General features: G+C 51.4%; 11 protein-coding genes. 8 read left to right on the top strand and 3 right to left on the bottom strand.

Annotation, left to right across the window (positions count from 1 at the left end; genetic code table 11):
* Window positions 1–441 precede the first annotated feature (441 nt).
* The 3 genes from ftsZ to sigE all read left to right on the top strand — a co-directional run bounded on the left by ftsZ (window position 442) and on the right by sigE (window position 3411).
* Entirely contained in the window at window positions 442–1611 is a 1170-nt protein-coding gene (ftsZ, locus tag LKD70_RS05915; protein WP_227707115.1) for a cell division protein FtsZ, read from the top strand.
* A gap of 221 nt (window positions 1612–1832) precedes the next feature.
* Entirely contained in the window at window positions 1833–2618 is a 786-nt protein-coding gene (locus LKD70_RS05920) for a sigma-E processing peptidase SpoIIGA (protein WP_227707116.1), read from the top strand.
* 49 nt (window positions 2619–2667) lie between these two features.
* A complete protein-coding gene (gene sigE, locus LKD70_RS05925) occupies window positions 2668–3411 on the top strand; it encodes an RNA polymerase sporulation sigma factor SigE (RefSeq protein WP_227707117.1) in 744 nt (247 codons plus the stop codon).
* Between the two features lie 95 nt (window positions 3412–3506).
* Here sigE and LKD70_RS05930 read toward each other — a convergent pair whose 3' ends face one another.
* Window positions 3507–5228, bottom strand: coding sequence for an ABC transporter ATP-binding protein (locus LKD70_RS05930; RefSeq protein WP_227707118.1), 1722 nt, complete (start codon window positions 5226–5228; stop codon window positions 3507–3509).
* Window positions 5229–5348: 120 nt separating this feature from the next.
* Here LKD70_RS05930 and LKD70_RS05935 point away from each other — a divergent pair, with 120 nt between their 5' ends.
* Window positions 5349–6290: a tRNA dihydrouridine synthase gene (locus tag LKD70_RS05935; RefSeq protein WP_227707119.1), complete on the top strand. Its 942-nt coding sequence runs from the start codon at window positions 5349–5351 to the stop codon at window positions 6288–6290.
* Window positions 6291–6490: 200 nt separating this feature from the next.
* Here the strand turns inward: LKD70_RS05935 and LKD70_RS05940 are convergent, their stop codons facing one another.
* Window positions 6491–8101 (bottom strand): CTP synthase, encoded by a 1611-nt coding sequence (locus LKD70_RS05940; RefSeq protein ID WP_227707120.1) that lies wholly within the window; start codon window positions 8099–8101, stop codon window positions 6491–6493.
* A 227-nt stretch (window positions 8102–8328) separates the two neighbouring features.
* Window positions 8329–9804, bottom strand: a complete 1476-nt coding sequence (locus LKD70_RS05945) for a DUF1846 domain-containing protein (RefSeq protein ID WP_227707121.1) — start codon at window positions 9802–9804, stop codon at window positions 8329–8331.
* A 204-nt stretch (window positions 9805–10008) separates the two neighbouring features.
* On the opposite strand from LKD70_RS05945, the gene ftsH reads away from it, so the two are divergent.
* The 4 genes from ftsH to LKD70_RS05965 all read left to right on the top strand — a co-directional run bounded on the left by ftsH (window position 10009) and on the right by LKD70_RS05965 (window position 16127).
* Entirely contained in the window at window positions 10009–12213 is a 2205-nt protein-coding gene (gene ftsH / locus LKD70_RS05950; protein WP_227707122.1) for an ATP-dependent zinc metalloprotease FtsH, read from the top strand.
* Between the two features lie 128 nt (window positions 12214–12341).
* Window positions 12342–14192 carry an excinuclease ABC subunit UvrC gene (gene uvrC, locus LKD70_RS05955; protein ID WP_227707123.1) on the top strand — a complete coding sequence of 617 codons (1851 nt, stop codon included), beginning with the start codon at window positions 12342–12344 and terminating at the stop codon, window positions 14190–14192.
* A 45-nt stretch (window positions 14193–14237) separates the two neighbouring features.
* Complete coding sequence (gene hprK, locus LKD70_RS05960; RefSeq protein ID WP_227707124.1) at window positions 14238–15167, top strand: HPr(Ser) kinase/phosphatase; 930 nt, start codon at window positions 14238–14240, stop codon at window positions 15165–15167.
* A gap of 24 nt (window positions 15168–15191) precedes the next feature.
* On the top strand, window positions 15192–16127 hold the full coding sequence (locus LKD70_RS05965; protein WP_227707125.1) for an ROK family glucokinase: 936 nt from the start codon (window positions 15192–15194) through the stop codon (window positions 16125–16127).
* Window positions 16128–16172: the final 45 nt, after the last annotated feature.

The raw sequence follows: 16172 nt of genomic DNA on the forward strand, positions 1-16172 counted from the left end.
TTCGCAAAGCCGCACTGGCGTGCTTCCCGCGGCATACGCCGCAGCTTTGCTCATAAGAAGGCGCTCAGTCCATAGAAACACTCAGGAGAGAAACCATGCAAGCATGCTTTCTGCTCCCAAGTGTTTCAGGGCTGGATGAGGGAGCAACAGTTCAGCCGCGCCATTCGCAAAGCCGCACTGGCGTGCTTCCCGCGGCATACGCCGCAGCTTTGCTCATAAGAAGGCGCTCAGTCCATAGAAACACTCAGGAGAGAAACCATGCAAGCATGCTTTCTGCTCCCAAGTGTTTCTATGGCTGAACTGTTGTATAAAAAATCAGTAAAACAGGAAAAAATCTATTGATTATTTGCAAAAAAAACTATATTATATACTTATTGGATTATAGCGTTCAATATCAGGGATGTATAAGAAATTAATAAGACGACAAAGGAGGAAATACTCTTGTTAGAAATTAAGACCAACGAATCAGAAGCGGCCGCAAGAATTATTGTTGTCGGAGTGGGCGGCGGCGGAAATAACGCTGTGAACCGCATGATCGACGAACAGATCGCGGGCGTGGAATTCATCGCAGTAAATACAGATAAACAGGCGCTTCAGCTCTGTAAGGCACCGACTCTTATGCAGATCGGAGAGAAACTTACTAAGGGACTGGGCGCGGGAGCGCAGCCGGAAGTAGGAGAGAAGGCAGCAGAGGAAAGTTCAGAGGAGATCTCAGCCGCATTAAAGGGAGCGGACATGGTGTTCGTAACATGCGGTATGGGCGGCGGAACCGGTACAGGTGCAGCGCCGGTAATCGCTCGTATTGCGAAGGAGCAGGGCGCTCTGACAGTCGGAGTTGTGACAAAGCCGTTCCGTTTTGAGTCCAAGACAAGAATGCAGAATGCGCTTACAGGTATTGATAAATTAAAAGAGAATGTAGATACAATTATTGTAATTCCGAATGACAAGCTTCTCGAAGTTGTGGACAGACGCACGACCATGCCGGAAGCGCTCAAGAAAGCGGATGAAGTGCTTCAGCAGGGTATCCAGGGTATCACAGACCTGATCAATGTTCCGTCCCTGATCAACCTCGACTTTGCGGACATCCAGACTGTTATGAAGGACAAGGGTATTGCTCATATCGGTATCGGATCCGGAAGAGGTGACGACAAGGCGCTTGAGGCGACGAAAGAGGCGGTTGCAAGCCCGCTGCTTGAGACGACGATCCAGGGCGCGTCCAATGTCATTGTCAATGTATCCGGTGATATTACACTTATGGATGCATCAGATGCAGCTGATTATGTGCAGGAGCTGGCAGGAGAAGGCGCAAGCATTATCTTCGGTGCGATGTACGACGACACGAAGTCAGACGAATGTACAATCACAGTTATCGCGACCGGCTTACATAATGTGGGCGGCAGCGCATCCAAGCTGAAAGCGAGACTGGAGGGACAGCAGAAAGTCGGTTCCATTCTTCCGTCAGGAGAATCACCGGTGAGAAGCCGTCTTGATAATGAGAACCGGACAGCGGCAAGACCGCAGGGCGGAACAATGCCGACACTGCAGCCGAGAACACCGTCCAGTAATGTAAAAGAGCAGTCCATCAAGATTCCGGATTTCTTTAAGAAATAAGCGGGACAGGCTGACATGTTCATATGATTTTCAAAAGCTCTGCGGGGAAAAGGATTCCTCTGCAGAGCTTTTTGTTCCTTTGCCGGAAAATCGTTTCTCTTATCCGTCTTCATCTTTGTCGAAATATATTTTTTCCAATCTGTCATCATCTGACAAATTTCAGACAGTCACAGCTATATAATAAAACCCGAACCGGCAGAAGCTGGGAAAGAAGGTGAGCCATGTACTATGAGCTGTACATCGATCTTTTCTTTCTTGAAAATTTCATGATTGACAGTCTGCTTCTGACAGCTGTAAACAGAGTGCTCAAACGCGGGCAGCCGTACTGGCGTCTGATGCTCGGCGGAGCGTCGGGCAGCGTACTGACCTGCTTTGTAATTGCGTTACCCCTCCCGGCAGCTGCCAGAATGCTTTTGTTCCATCTTGTGGTAAACAGTCTGATGCTGCTGATCGGGCTGGGGTATGAAGGCGCAGCCGGCTTTGTGAGAGCGTTTCTGCTTTTGTATGTGTCTGCTGTCTTCATGGGAGGAATTATGCAGATCCTCCGCCCGTATATGCGGTATGCCAGTATCTTTTATGCTGCGGCCGCTGTTGGATTTTTCCTTTTTCTCGGAAGCTGGAAAGTGATGTCCCGCCTGTGTGTACAGAAGAGCAGCCTGAGGACCGTGACACTCTGCACGGGATGCGGAGAAACAGAAGTGAGCGCGCTTCTGGACACCGGAAACAGCCTGAGAGATTTTGTGTCAGGAGACCCCGTCAGTATTCTTGATCCGGAGCTTGTAAAAGAGATCACAGAGAACCCTGAGAAGGAGAGAGGGTTTCATGTGATACCATACCGATGCGTTGGAGGGGAGAGTGTGATGAAGGTCTTCCGGATTGAGAAAATGTGCATCCACATGGAAGAGGAGAGATGGATCATGAATCCGCTTGTCGGAGTGGGAGAAGAGACATTGTCCGGAGACGGAGCATATGAGATGATTCTGAATCCGGAGCTGCTGTCAGAATAAGAGATATAAAAGCCATGTGCCGTTCAATAAGAGTTTAGGAGGAGAAAAGATGGTGGTTAAGTCAGCTGTTCCGCAGCAGTTCAAAATGCGGGTCATACCGGATATCAGAAGCCTGTTATTCGGGAACGGGAGAGAGATACACTACATTGGAGGGACGGAAGTACTCCCGCCTCCGCTGGAAGGGGCAAAAGAGAGCGAGATGATCCGCAGGCTGGGAACAGAGTATGACGAGGAGGCAAAGAAGACTCTCATCGAACATAATCTCCGGCTGGTTGTATACATAGCTAAAAAATTTGACAATACAGGAGTCGGGGTGGAGGATCTGATCTCCATCGGAACGATCGGGCTGATCAAGGCCATCAACACATTCAATCCGACAAAGAAGATCAAGCTTGCGACTTACGCTTCGCGCTGTATTGAGAATGAGATTCTCATGTATTTGCGGCGCAACAGCAAGACAAGGCTGGAAGTGTCCATTGACGAGCCGCTCAATGTGGACTGGGATGGAAATGAACTGCTTCTCTCCGATATACTGGGAACAGACGAGGATACGATTTACCGGGATCTGGAAAATGAAGCGGAGAGAAGGCTGCTTGTCCGTGCGCTTAACAAGTTAAGCAGCCGGGAGAAACTGATTGTGAAGATGCGCTTCGGGCTGGACAATCCGGAGGGGAAGGAGAAGACGCAGAAGGAGGTGGCAGACATGCTCGGCATCTCCCAGTCGTATATTTCCCGGCTGGAGAAGAAAATCATGCAGAGACTCAAAAGGGAGATGGTCAGATATGAGTCGTAAGCGGCCGCCAAGGTCTCGGGCAAGCCCGGACTTCTGAGCGTCGCCTGTACAAAAAGCGGGTACAGGATCGAAACCTGTACCCGTTTGACAGAATCTTACATATTGTAATAGCGCGCGTAGATGCCGCCTTTCTCGAGAAGAGATTCGTGGGTTCCTCGCTCTGCGATGCCGTCCTCTGTGATCACGATGATCTCGTCCGCATTCCGTATGGTGGACAGTCTGTGGGCGATGGTGATCGTTGTCCGGTCTTTTGACAGCTCCTCGAGGCTCTGCTGAATCCAGCGCTCACTCTCATTGTCAAGGGCGCTCGTGGCCTCGTCCAGAATGAGAATCGGCGGGTTTTTCAGGAAGACGCGGGCGATGGAGATGCGCTGTTTCTGGCCGCCGGAGAGACGGGCGCCGCGTTCGCCGACAAAGGTGTCGTATCCGTCCGGAAGTTCCTGGATAAAGTCGTGGATGTTGGCTTCCTTTGCCGCGGTGATGATCTCCTCCATGGACGCTCCCGGTTTTCCATAGGCAATATTGTCCCGGATCGTGCCGGAGAAAAGGTATACATCCTGCTGTACCATGCCGATCTGGCTTCTTAAGCTCTTAAGGGACAGTGTGCGCACGTCTTTTCCGTCGATGGTGATCCGTCCGCCGGTCACATCGTAGAAGCGGGGCAGAAGAGAGCAGATCGTCGTCTTTCCGCTTCCTGAAGGCCCTACAAGGGCGATGGACTTCCCGGCGGGAATCTCAAAGGATACGTGGGAGAGAACCGGCGTGTCGTCATCGCTGTAGTGGAAGGATACGTCCTCATAGCATACACGCCCTTTTACGTCTGTGAGGGGCTTTGCATCCGGCGCATCTACGATCTCCGGCTCAGTATCCATTACATCGAGGAAGCGGCGGAACCCGGCCAGACCTTTCTGCATCATCTCAATCAACTCTACAAGGATCTGGATGGGGCTGATAAAGATGCCGATGTACAGGGCGTACATGGCAAGATCCACCGGCTCCATAAGACCGTTGGCGATGAGATAACCGCCGTATACGAGCGTCACAAGATACATCATGCCCTGGAAAAACAGGTTCCATCCCATAAAGCTTCCCATGCAGTTGTAATTGTTTTTCTTTGAAATGAGAAACGCGTGGTTGCTTTTTTTGAATTTTTCCCTCTCAATGTCCTCGTTGGCAAAAGACTGAACGACGCGGATTCCGGCCAGCGTATCCTGAAGACTGGAGTTGACATCGCCGATCTTGCGCCGGTTTTCCATGAACGTCTCCTGCATCCGCTGATTCTGGCGGACAGAGAACACAAACATGCAGAACACAAGTACAATGAGCGGAAGCGCGAGCCGCCAGTTGATCAGGAAGAGGAAGATGAAAGATCCCACGATCTTTACCACAGAGATAAACAGGTTTTCCGGCCCGTGGTGGGCGAACTCTGCGATATCGAACAGATCGGATACGAGCTTGCTCATCATCTGTCCGGAATTATTGCGGCTGTAGTAGGAAAAGGAAAGCTTCTCATAGTGGTCGAAAAGCTGCTGGCGCATGTCGCGCTCCATGTTGGCGCCCATCATGTGGCCCTGGTAGCTGACATAATATTTGCAGAGGCTCTGCACGATGTACATGATGAGAAGGCCCGCGGCAAGAAGCGGCAGGGCTTTCAGTATGGCGCTGCTGTCCTCTGTAAAGAGTGTATTTGTCATCGTGCGGAGGATCTGCGGGTAGGCGAGGTCCACGATGCTGATGACTGCCGCACAGAAAAGGTCAATAAAAAAGACCGCTTTATACGGCGCATAGTAGTCTATGAACTTTCTGATTGTATGCATTTTCTCTCTCCTTTAGAAAATTTTTCGGATCGGGTTTCCCCGGATGTTTTCGGCCTGCAACTATCTTAGCATAACATTTTCTGCTTGACAAGGAGATGTCTGCTGTAATACCTTAGGGACATGAGAGTTTATTTGGCGCCCCTTGAGGGCATTACAGGATGGATATACCGGCGGGCACTGCACGAGTGTTTCGGCGGGTTTGACAAATATTTCGTGCCGTTTATCAGACCGAACCAGATGGGACATTTAAGCGCCCGTGAGAAGAAGGACATCATGCCGGAACATAATCAGGGAATGAAGACGGTTCCCCAGATCCTTACAAACCGGGCGGAGGATTTTATCCGCACGGCGGAGAAACTGGAATGTTACGGATATGAGGAGATCAACCTGAATCTCGGATGTCCCTCGAAGACGGTGGTTACAAAGGGAAGGGGAGCAGGATTCCTTGCCCGGCCGGAGGAGCTGAACCGTTTTCTCGATGAGGTTTTTGAAAAGTGCAGTCTGCGCATCTCGGTCAAGACGCGGATCGGGATGGAAGATGCGGAAGAATTTCTGCGGCTGCTGGAAATTTATGGCCAATACCCTCTTGCGGAACTGATCGTACACCCGAGGGTTCAGAAAGATTTTTATAAGAATACGCCAAATATGGAGGCGTTTTCGCTGGCATACGAAACGAGCCGCAGTCCGGTCTGCTATAACGGGGATATCAGAACGCCGGAGGATGCAAAACGCATTGCCGGAGCGTATCCGGAGGTTGCCGGTATCATGACCGGGCGGGGCGTTCTCGCCGATCCGGCTCTTGCCCGGAAGATGAAGGGAGGAAAAAGTGCGGACAAGGAGGAACTGCGCCGCTTCCATGATATGGTTTACGAGGGGTACTGCAGGGAGATGTCCGGAGACCGGACGATCCTCTATAAGATGAAGGAACTCTGGAGCTACCTGGCACCCATATTTGAAGACTCCGCAAAATACGCCAAGAAAATAAAGAAGGCGGAAAAATGTGCCGTGTATGAGAGGATTGTGGAGGAGATGTGGGGGAAGCTGTCTTTGTCCGACCGGTAAACTGCCCTCCGGAAATAGAAACTGAATATGGCTTATATGACGATCTCTCCTGAAACTGTGATTGCATTCCCTTGCTCAAAGTCGCGCAAGAGCGCTCCACTCGCCGCTCATGCAACACAGGTTCATGAGAGATCTTTTTTCTTCCTGCCGGAAACTGTTTTGTCGTAGAGACGTCCGCTCATTTTCGGAAGTGAATGGTTTTAATGTTCGTTTTGCTTTTTGAGCGCCGCTTCCACGAACCCTTTGAACAGAGGATGGGGCCGGTTGGGCCGTGATTTGAGCTCCGGGTGGGCCTGGGTCGCGATAAACCACGGGTGGGACGGTATCTCAATCATCTCCACGATGCGGCTGTCGGGCGAGAGCCCGCACAGGGACATGCCGTTTTTTTCCAGTACTTCCCGGTAATCATTGTTTACCTCATAGCGGTGACGGTGGCGCTCGCTGATCTCTCTTGAGCCATAGAGCTTTTCGGCAAGAGAGCCTTCTTTGAGGATACAGGGATAAGCGCCCAGACGGAGTGTGCCGCCGATATCCTCCACGCCGACCTGATCAGGCATGATATGAATGACCGGGTGCGTCGTGTCCGGTTTTAACTCCATACTGTGCGCGTCATGGTAACCGATCACGTTGCGGGCAAATTCAACGATGGCAAGCTGCATTCCAAGGCAAAGGCCGAGGAAGGGAATGCCATGAGTGCGGGCGTAGCGGATGGCCTCGATCTTTCCCTCGATTCCGCGGTGGCCGAAACCTCCGGGCACAAGGATGCCGCTTACGTCAGAGAAGAGCTCGTCTGCGTTTTCCTCTGTCACGGTCTCGGAGTCAATCCACTTGATGTTCACCGTTGTGTGAGAGTAGATGCCCCCGTGTTTGAGCGCTTCTACAACGCTGATGTAGGCGTCGTGAAGCTGGATATATTTTCCTACGAGAGCAACGGTCACATCCTGGGTGGGATGGCGCAGGTTTTCCACCATCTCGGTCCAGTCTTTTAAATCCGGCTCCGGGCAGTCCAGATGGAGACATTCGCATACTACTTCTGCCAGACGCTCTTTTTCCATGGCAAGAGGCGCTTCGTAGAGATATTCCACATCCAGATTCTGGAGCACATGGCTTGCGGGCAGATTGCAGAACAGGGAGATCTTGTCTTTCATGCCGGAGTCAAGAGGATACTCTGAACGGCACACAATGATATCCGGCTGGATTCCCATTCCCTGCAGTTCCTTCACGCTTGCCTGGGTGGGCTTTGTCTTCATCTCCTGGGAAGCGCGCAGGTACGGAATCAGTGTGACATGGATGAGGATGACGTTCTCCGGCCCTTTCTCGTGCTGAAACTGGCGGATGGATTCGAGGAACGGCTGACTCTCGATGTCACCTACGGTTCCGCCCACTTCAATGATGGCGATCTCTGTTTCCTCTGCTGCCGGATTGCGGTAAAATCTGCTCTTGATCTCGTTTGTGATATGAGGGATAACCTGAACGGTTCCTCCGCCGAAATCTCCCCGGCGTTCCTTCTGAAGCACGGACCAGTAGATCTTTCCTGTTGTCACATTCGAATTTTTCGTCAGGCTCTCGTCAATAAAACGCTCGTAGTGGCCCAGGTCGAGGTCTGTCTCCGCACCGTCATCGGTGACGAATACTTCTCCGTGCTGCACCGGATTCATTGTACCCGGGTCAATATTGATATAGGGGTCGAATTTCTGCATGGTGACGGTGTAGCCGCGTGCCTTTAAGAGGCGTCCCAAAGATGCGGCTGTGATGCCTTTTCCGAGTCCCGAGACAACACCGCCCGTTACAAATACATATTTAACTGCCATAATAGCGCCCTCCTGTAGAATCTTTCTTTAGCTGCAATTTACACTGTAATTCCGCTTATTTCCCCAAAAAAGAGTACAGTCTGACCATGATATGGGGCCGCGCCGTTGCGGCGATATCACACATATGGTCAGACTGTATAAGCTTCACAGTAAAAATACTTATATAGTATACACCAGCAGAAGAAAAAAATACAACAGTTTTTTCAATCTTATAAAACTTCTTCAGATTATGAGAGGATCATGTGTTCAAATACTGCCTCGCATGTAAGCTGTACTCCGAGCTTTTTGAAAATCTTAATGTCCACGTCGGAGAGCATCACTGAAGTGTGGGCCTGGCAGCCGTTTAACTTGGGAAGCTGGGAAAGAGCCAGCTCTGCCTGCGGGTTTGCGGCTGCGCTGGCAGACAGGGCAATGAGCACTTCGTCTGTGTGGAGCCGCGGGTTTTTGCTCTTTAAATAGTCGACTTTGAGCTTCTGGATCGGCTCAATGGATTCCGGCGATATGATGTGCTGCTCGTGATCGATTCCGGCCAGCACTTTGAGAACGTTGAGCAGAAGCGCGGCGGATGCTCCGAGCAGATTGGTTGTTTTTCCGGTGACAATGGTTCCGTCCTGAAGCTCCATGGCAGCAGCGGGGCCGCCGGTTTCCTTCGCACGTTCGAGGGCGCTCACAGCGGCTCTGCGGTCTGCCGGAGTGATTCCCGCCATATTCATAAGAAGCTCAATTTTCTGTGCCTCGTTGTCGGACGCATCCCCTTTGACAAGAGCGTTGAGCGCCGCATAGTATCTCCGGATGATCTCCTGGCAGGAAGCCTCCCGGCACGCCTCGTCATCGCAGATGCAGTTGCCCGCCATGTTTACGCCCATATCGGTCGGAGACTTGTATGGACTTTCCCCGTAGATTTTCTCAAAGATCGTGTTGAGCACGGGAAAGATTTCCACGTCTCGGTTGTAGTTGACTGTCGTTTCCCCGTACGCCTCCAGATGGAAGGGGTCAATCATGTTGACATCGTTTAAGTCCGCAGTGGCAGCCTCGTACGCGAGATTGACCGGATGCTTCAGCGGGAGATTCCAGATCGGGAATGTCTCAAATTTGGCATATCCCGCCCGGATTCCTCTCTTGTGCTCGTGATAGAGCTGGGAAAGACAGGTTGCCATCTTTCCGCTTCCGGGACCGGGAGCCGTGACGATTACGAGAGGACGGCTTGTCCGGATATAGTCGTTCTTTCCATAGCCCTCCTCGCTGAGGATCAGAGGAATGTTGGACGGATATCCCGGAATAATATAGTGAAGATATACGGGAATATCCATATTTTCCAGTCTGTTTTTAAACAGCAGGGCGCTCTCCTGGCCGGAGAACTGCGTGATTGTGACGCTTCCCACATAAAGCCCCTGATCCCGGTATGTCTGGATCAGACGGAGTACGTCCGTGTCGTAGGTGATTCCGAGATCTCCGCGGATTTTGTTCTTCTCAATATCTTTCGCACTGATGACGATGACGATCTCCGCCTGGCTGCTCAATTCCTTTAACAGCCGCAGCTTGCTGTCCGGTGCGAATCCGGGAAGCACGCGGGATGCGTGATAGTCGTCGAAAAGTTTTCCGCCGAACTCCAGATAGAGCTTGTTGTCAAAGCGGCCAATCCTGTTTCGGATGTGTTCGGACTGCATTTTCAGGTATTTTTCGTTGTCGAAACCGATTCTCATTTCTTTTCATTCCCCACTTGTTCTGATTTTGTCTGTTGTCTGTCCGGGCTGCAGCAGTATGGAAATAAGCGGCATGCCGCAGGACATATTTCGTACCCAGTATACTATAAAAACTCATGGTTTTACAATATTTTCATAATCTTTTTATTGATTTATGCAAAACCTGTCTTTATAATGAAAATAGCGGATTTTAGGAGGAAAAGAATGGACAATCAGAATAATAAGAATAATCCGAACCATAACCGGCAGGGCTGGGGGATCATCCTCATTACAACCCTGCTGGTCACTTTTATGGTGATGGGTTTTTATTCCCTGATGCAGGGATCAGGTCCGGAAGAGATCAGTTATGATGAATTCCTGACTATGGTCGAAGACGGGGAAGTGGCGGAAGTCACATTAAACAGCGACCGGATCTACATTACGCTTACCGATGAGGCGAGAAACTCCCGGGCGGAGAGTGAGGAAAGCCAGTCCGGAAGCATAGACAGTATTATGGGGCAGATCGAGGAACAGCTTCAGAACGGTTCCGGTTCGTCGGAAAGTACGGATTCGGGAAGCTCCGACTCTGCGGCGGACCCGGAAAGCACGGGCAGTTCGGACCCGGATTACTATACCGGTTACGTCAACGATTATACACTGGTGCAGACGCTGAACGACGCGGGCGTGAAGTTCGGAAGCCAGCCTGCGGATACGATGGGACAGCTGATCCTGGAACTGTTCATCACACTGATTCTTCCCATCGGACTGATGGCGCTGCTTCTGTCGTTCGTTTTCAGGAGAATGTCAAAGGGCGGCGGCATGATGGGCATCGGAAAGAGCAATGCCAAGATGTACATGGAGAAAGAGACCGGAGTTACATTCCAGGATGTGGCAGGAGAAGATGAGGCGAAGGAATCTCTTCAGGAAGTGGTGGATTTCCTGCATAATCCGGGAAAATACAGCGGTATCGGAGCGAAGCTTCCGAAGGGAGCGCTTCTTGTGGGACCGCCGGGAACCGGAAAAACGCTTCTTGCCAAGGCGGTTGCCGGAGAGGCGAAAGTGCCGTTCTTCTCGCTCTCCGGTTCTGCGTTTGTAGAAATGTATGTGGGTGTGGGCGCGTCCCGTGTGCGTGATCTGTTCAAGCAGGCGCAGCAGCAGGCGCCGTGTATCGTGTTTATCGACGAGATTGATGCCATCGGAAAGACGAGAGATTCTGCCCTGGGCGGAAATGATGAACGTGAACAGACTTTGAACCAGCTCCTGGCGGAGATGGACGGATTTGACACGAACAAGGGACTCCTCATTCTGGCGGCTACAAACCGGCCGGAGATTCTCGACCCGGCGCTTCTCCGTCCGGGACGGTTTGACCGGAGGATCATCGTAGACAAACCGGATCTGAAAGGACGTATCGACATCCTGAAAGTCCACGCGAAAGACGTGAAGATGGATGAGAGCGTGGACCTTGAGGCAATCGCGCTGGCCACATCCGGAGCGGTAGGCTCGGATCTGGCGAACATGATCAATGAGGCGGCCATCAATGCGGTAAAGCACGGCAGACAGGTAGTCAGCCAGAAAGATCTCTTTGAGGCGGTGGAAGTTGTCCTTGTCGGCAAGGAGAAGAAAGACCGCATCATGAGCAAGGAGGAGCGCAGAATTGTCTCTTATCACGAGGTAGGACATGCGCTTGTGACCGCTCTTCAGAAAAATACCGAACCGGTGCAGAAGATTACGATCGTACCAAGGACGATGGGAGCCCTCGGATATGTCATGCAGACTCCGGAGGAAGAGAAGTTCCTGAATACGAAGAAAGAACTTGAGGCGATGATCGTGGTGGCACTTGGAGGCCGTGCGGCGGAGGAGATTGTATTTGACACTGTGACGACAGGAGCGGCCAACGATATTGAGCAGGCAACCAAGATCGCTCGTGCCATGATCACACAGTACGGTATGTCAGAGCGGTTCGGGCTGATGGGCCTTGAGTCGATTCAGAACCGTTATCTGGACGGAAGAGCTGTGTTAAACTGCGGAGACGCAACGGCAGGCGAGATTGACGAGGAAGTTATGAAGATGTTAAAGGCCGCCTATGCGGAGGCCAAGAGACTTCTGTCGGAGAACAGAGATGCACTGGATAAGATCGCCGCATTCCTGATTGAGAAGGAGACCATCACCGGAAAAGAATTTATGAAAATATTCCGGGAGGTAAAGGGAATTCCGGAACCTGATGAAGAAGACGGGGAAACGGAAGCAGAACACAAGCAGAGAATTGCCATGAAGCCGGCGAATGCAGGGCAGGAGAAGCCTGCAGTGGAAACTCCCGAAGCGGCGAATGCAGGGCAGGAGCAGCCTGCGGAGGAAAATTCTGAAGCGGAGAATACGCAGCAGGAGCAGCCTGCAGAAGAATGTACTGAAGTGAGAAATACAGAAGAATGACAGGAAGCCCCCGGCAGGAATGCCGGGGGTTTTTGCTGCCGGCAGAAGGAGGAAAATTCCTGCCTTCTTTTTCCATAAAACATACAAACGAACTTGTATTTTTCAGGGAGACAAGTATAATAAAGAGCATGGAAAATAATAATTTTGATATACAGGAAGAACTGAAGAAACTCCCCGGCAGGCCAGGGGTCTACATTATGCACGATGAGCAGGATCGCATCATCTATGTGGGAAAGGCGGTCAGTCTGAAAAACCGGGTGCGCCAGTATTTTCAGAGCAGCCGGAACAAAGGAGTCAAGATCGAACAGATGGTGACGCATATCCGGCGGTTTGAGTACATTGTGACAGATTCGGAGCTGGAAGCGCTTGTACTGGAGTGCAATCTGATCAAGGAGCACAGACCGAAATACAATACAATGCTTATGGACGACAAGACGTATCCCTTTATCAAGGTGACGACGGGAGAAGACTTTCCGCGTGTTCTGCTTTCCAGGAAGATGCTGAAGGACAGGTCACGCTATTTCGGTCCGTACACGAGCGCACAGGCGGTCAGAGACACGATTGATCTGATTCACAAACTGTACCATGTGAGAAGCTGCAGCAGAAATCTCCCGAGGGATATCGGGAAGGAAAGGCCCTGTCTGAATTATCACATCCATCAGTGTGATGCTCCGTGCCAGGGGTATATTTCAAAGGAAGAGTACGGGAAGGCCATTAATGAGGTGATCCGTTTCCTGAACGGGAACTACGACCTGATTCTGGGCGAGCTGGAAGAGAAGATGAACGCTGCTTCCGAGGCGCTGGAATTTGAGCGCGCGATCGAATACAGGGAGCTGCTAAACAGTGTAAAGAAAGTGGCTCAGAAGCAGAAGATCACAGATTCCAGCGGGGAGGACCGGGATGTGCTTGCCGTGGCATCCGAGGAAGAGGACGCAGTTGTCCAGGTGTTCTTTATCCGCGGCGGCAGGCTGATCGGCCGGGACCACTTCTATCTGCGCATCTCGAAAGGAGACGGCAGGGCAGAGATTCTGGACAGTTTTATCAAACAGTACTATGCGGGAACGCCCTATATTCCGGGAGAGCTTATGCTTCAGGAGGAAGTGGAGGATCAGCAGCTTCTTGAGACGTGGCTTGGCGCAAAGCGGGGCCAGAAAGTGGTGATAAAAGTTCCGAAAAAAGGAACGAAAGAGAAGCTTGTGGAGCTTGCCGCCGAGAATGCGCGCCTTGTTCTGACCAAGGACAGGGAGAGGCTGAAGCGGGAGGAAGGGCGTACTATCGGAGCGGTGAAAGAGCTGGCGTCGCTTCTTGAGCTGGAAGGAATCGTGCGCATGGAGGCGTACGACATCTCCAACACGAACGGGTTTGAATCGGTGGGATCTATGGTTGTGTATGAGAAGGGAAAGCCGAAGCGCAACGATTACCGAAAATTCAAAATCAGAGGAATTAAGGGAGCGGACGATTACGGCAGTATGCGTGAAGTCCTCACAAGACGCTTTACCCACGGCCTGAAAGAGAGGGAGGAAAATGAGGGGCTTGGAAAATTTACCGTGTTCCCGGATCTGATTCTCATGGACGGCGGAAAAGGACAGGTAAACGTGGCTCTGGAAGTGCTGGACAGCCTTCATCTGAATATTCCTGTCTGCGGAATGGTGAAGGATGATTATCACCGGACAAGGGGACTGTACTATCAGAACGAGGAGATACCGATCGACAAGTCCTCCGAGGCATTCCGCCTGATTACGCGGATTCAGGACGAGGCCCATCGCTTTGCCATCGAGTACCACCGCCAGCTGCGCGGAAAAGGGCAGGTACACTCTGTCCTTGACGATATCGAGGGAATCGGACCTGCCAGAAGGAAGGCACTCATGCGTCATTATCTCAGCCTGGATGCCATACGTGCGGCGAATGTGGAGGAGCTCTCCGCTATTCCTTCCATGAACGAAAAAGCGGCGGAATCAGTGTACAAGTTCTTTCATTAGTGATATGATTAAAGAAGTCAGATAAGAAGGAAAAGGAGAAAATTTATGGGACAAGGGATCAAATTAAGTGAAATTGTTGAGAAGATGGATTTGAAAAATCTTACCCCTGAAGTGGATATGCTTGAGAAAGAAGTCAATGTGCCTGATGTGAACAGACCGGCGCTTCAGCTGGCGGGGTTTTTCGATCATTTTGACTCGAACCGGGTGCAGATTATTGGAAATGTGGAGTATACTTATGTGCATACACGCCCGGTGGAAGAGCGCGTACAAATTTATGACAAGCTGCTCCAGCATCCGATTCCCTGCATTGTGTACTGCCGGGATATGGATCCGGAAGAGCAGTTCCTGAAACTGGCGGTAAAATACGGAGTGCCGGTATTCAAGACACCAAAACAGACATCGGACTTCATGGCGGAGATTATCCGCTGGATGAATGTAAAACTGGCGCCCTGCATCTCCATCCACGGGGTACTTGTGGATGTATACGGAATCGGCGTCCTGATTATGGGAGAGAGCGGGATTGGAAAGAGCGAGGCGGCTCTGGAGCTGATCAAGAGAGGCCATCGTCTTGTCACGGACGACGTGGTTGAGATCCGCAAGGTGAGCGATGAGACGCTTGTCGGTTCCGCGCCGGATATTACGAAGCATTTTATCGAGCTGAGAGGAATCGGAATTGTGGACGTCAAGTCCATGTTCGGTGTGCAGAGTGTCAGAGAGACTCAGAATATCGATCTTGTCATCACCCTGGAAGACTGGAGCAGGGAAAAAGAGTACGACAGGCTGGGACTTGAGGAAGAGTATACAGAGTTCCTCGGGAACAAAGTTGTCTGCCACAGTATTCCGCTCCGTCCGGGAAGAAATCTGGCCATTATCGTCGAGTCAGCCGCAGTCAACCACAGACAGAAACAGATGGGATACAACGCGGCACAGGAACTTTACAAGAGAGTTCAGGAAAATCTTGCAAAGAGAAGATAAACAGAGAACAGGAGAACAGAATCCATGAAATATTGTTTTGGTGTGGACATAGGCGGCACTACAGTGAAGATGGGAATCTTCGAGGAGAACGGAACGATACTAGACAAGTGGGAAATCCCTACAGTCGTCGCAAATGAAGGAGCGGCGATTCTTCCCGATATTGCATCTGCCATCAACGGAAAAATTACTGAGCGGGGACTGAAAAAGGAGGAAATCGCGGGAATCGGTGTTGGAGTCCCGGCACCTGTGACGTCAGCCGGGATTGTCAACGGAACTGCAAATCTGGGCTGGAAATACAAGGAAGTCAAAAGAGAACTGGAAGAGTCGACCGGGTTAAGGACAGAGGTCGGAAATGACGCCAATGTGGCCGCTCTCGGAGAGATGTGGAAGGGCGGCGGAGAAGGCGAGAAAAATGTCGTCATGGTGACCCTCGGCACCGGTGTCGGAGGCGGAATTATCGTAGACGGGAAAATGCTTGTGGGGGCGCATGGGGCCGGCGGAGAGATTGGTCATATCTGCGTGAACTATGAGGAAACGGAGAAATGCGGCTGCGGAAACAAAGGATGTCTGGAGCAGTATGCGTCTGCCACGGGAATTGTCCGTCTTGCCCGGAGACAGCTTGAGAATGAGACACGCTCCACGATACTGGACCGTGAGACTGTAACGGCAAAGGATGTATTTGACGCCGTGAAAGCAGGAGACGAGGTGGCAAAAGATATCGCTGTCACGTTCGGAAGGTATCTCGGCCACGGACTTGCCACGATTGCGGCTGTAGCGGATCCGGCAGTGTTTGTTATCGGCGGAGGCGTATCCAAGGCCGGAGAAGTGCTCCTGTCTTATATAAAGGAGCCTTATCTTGAGAAGGCGTTTTTCGCTCACAGGGATGTCCGGTTCGTTCTGGCAAAGCTCGGAAACGATGCCGGGATCTGCGGAGCTGCTAAGCTTGTACTCGGAGACTGATTTGAAATAGAGTATGAAACGAAAAGAAGAAAGAGGGCGCTGCCG

The sequence above is a fragment of the Ruminococcus turbiniformis genome, from assembly GCF_020687545.1.
GTDB classification, from domain to species: domain Bacteria; phylum Bacillota; class Clostridia; order Lachnospirales; family Lachnospiraceae; genus Mediterraneibacter; species Mediterraneibacter turbiniformis.

Bases quoted from the DNA above. Each gene is read 5' to 3' on its own strand.
- LKD70_RS05920 (WP_227707116.1), top strand. From the start codon at position 1,833: ATGTACTATGAGCTGTACATCGATCTTTTCTTTCTTGAAAATTTCATG.
- sigE (WP_227707117.1), top strand. From the start codon at position 2,668: ATGGTGGTTAAGTCAGCTGTTCCGCAGCAGTTCAAAATGCGGGTCATA.
- LKD70_RS05930 (WP_227707118.1), bottom strand. From the start codon at position 5,228: ATGCATACAATCAGAAAGTTCATAGACTACTATGCGCCGTATAAAGCG.
- LKD70_RS05935 (WP_227707119.1), top strand. From the start codon at position 5,349: ATGAGAGTTTATTTGGCGCCCCTTGAGGGCATTACAGGATGGATATAC.
- LKD70_RS05940 (WP_227707120.1), bottom strand. From the start codon at position 8,101: ATGGCAGTTAAATATGTATTTGTAACGGGCGGTGTTGTCTCGGGACTC.
- LKD70_RS05945 (WP_227707121.1), bottom strand. From the start codon at position 9,804: ATGAGAATCGGTTTCGACAACGAAAAATACCTGAAAATGCAGTCCGAA.
- ftsH (WP_227707122.1), top strand. From the start codon at position 10,009: ATGGACAATCAGAATAATAAGAATAATCCGAACCATAACCGGCAGGGC.
- uvrC (WP_227707123.1), top strand. From the start codon at position 12,342: ATGGAAAATAATAATTTTGATATACAGGAAGAACTGAAGAAACTCCCC.
- hprK (WP_227707124.1), top strand. From the start codon at position 14,238: ATGGGACAAGGGATCAAATTAAGTGAAATTGTTGAGAAGATGGATTTG.
- LKD70_RS05965 (WP_227707125.1), top strand. From the start codon at position 15,192: ATGAAATATTGTTTTGGTGTGGACATAGGCGGCACTACAGTGAAGATG.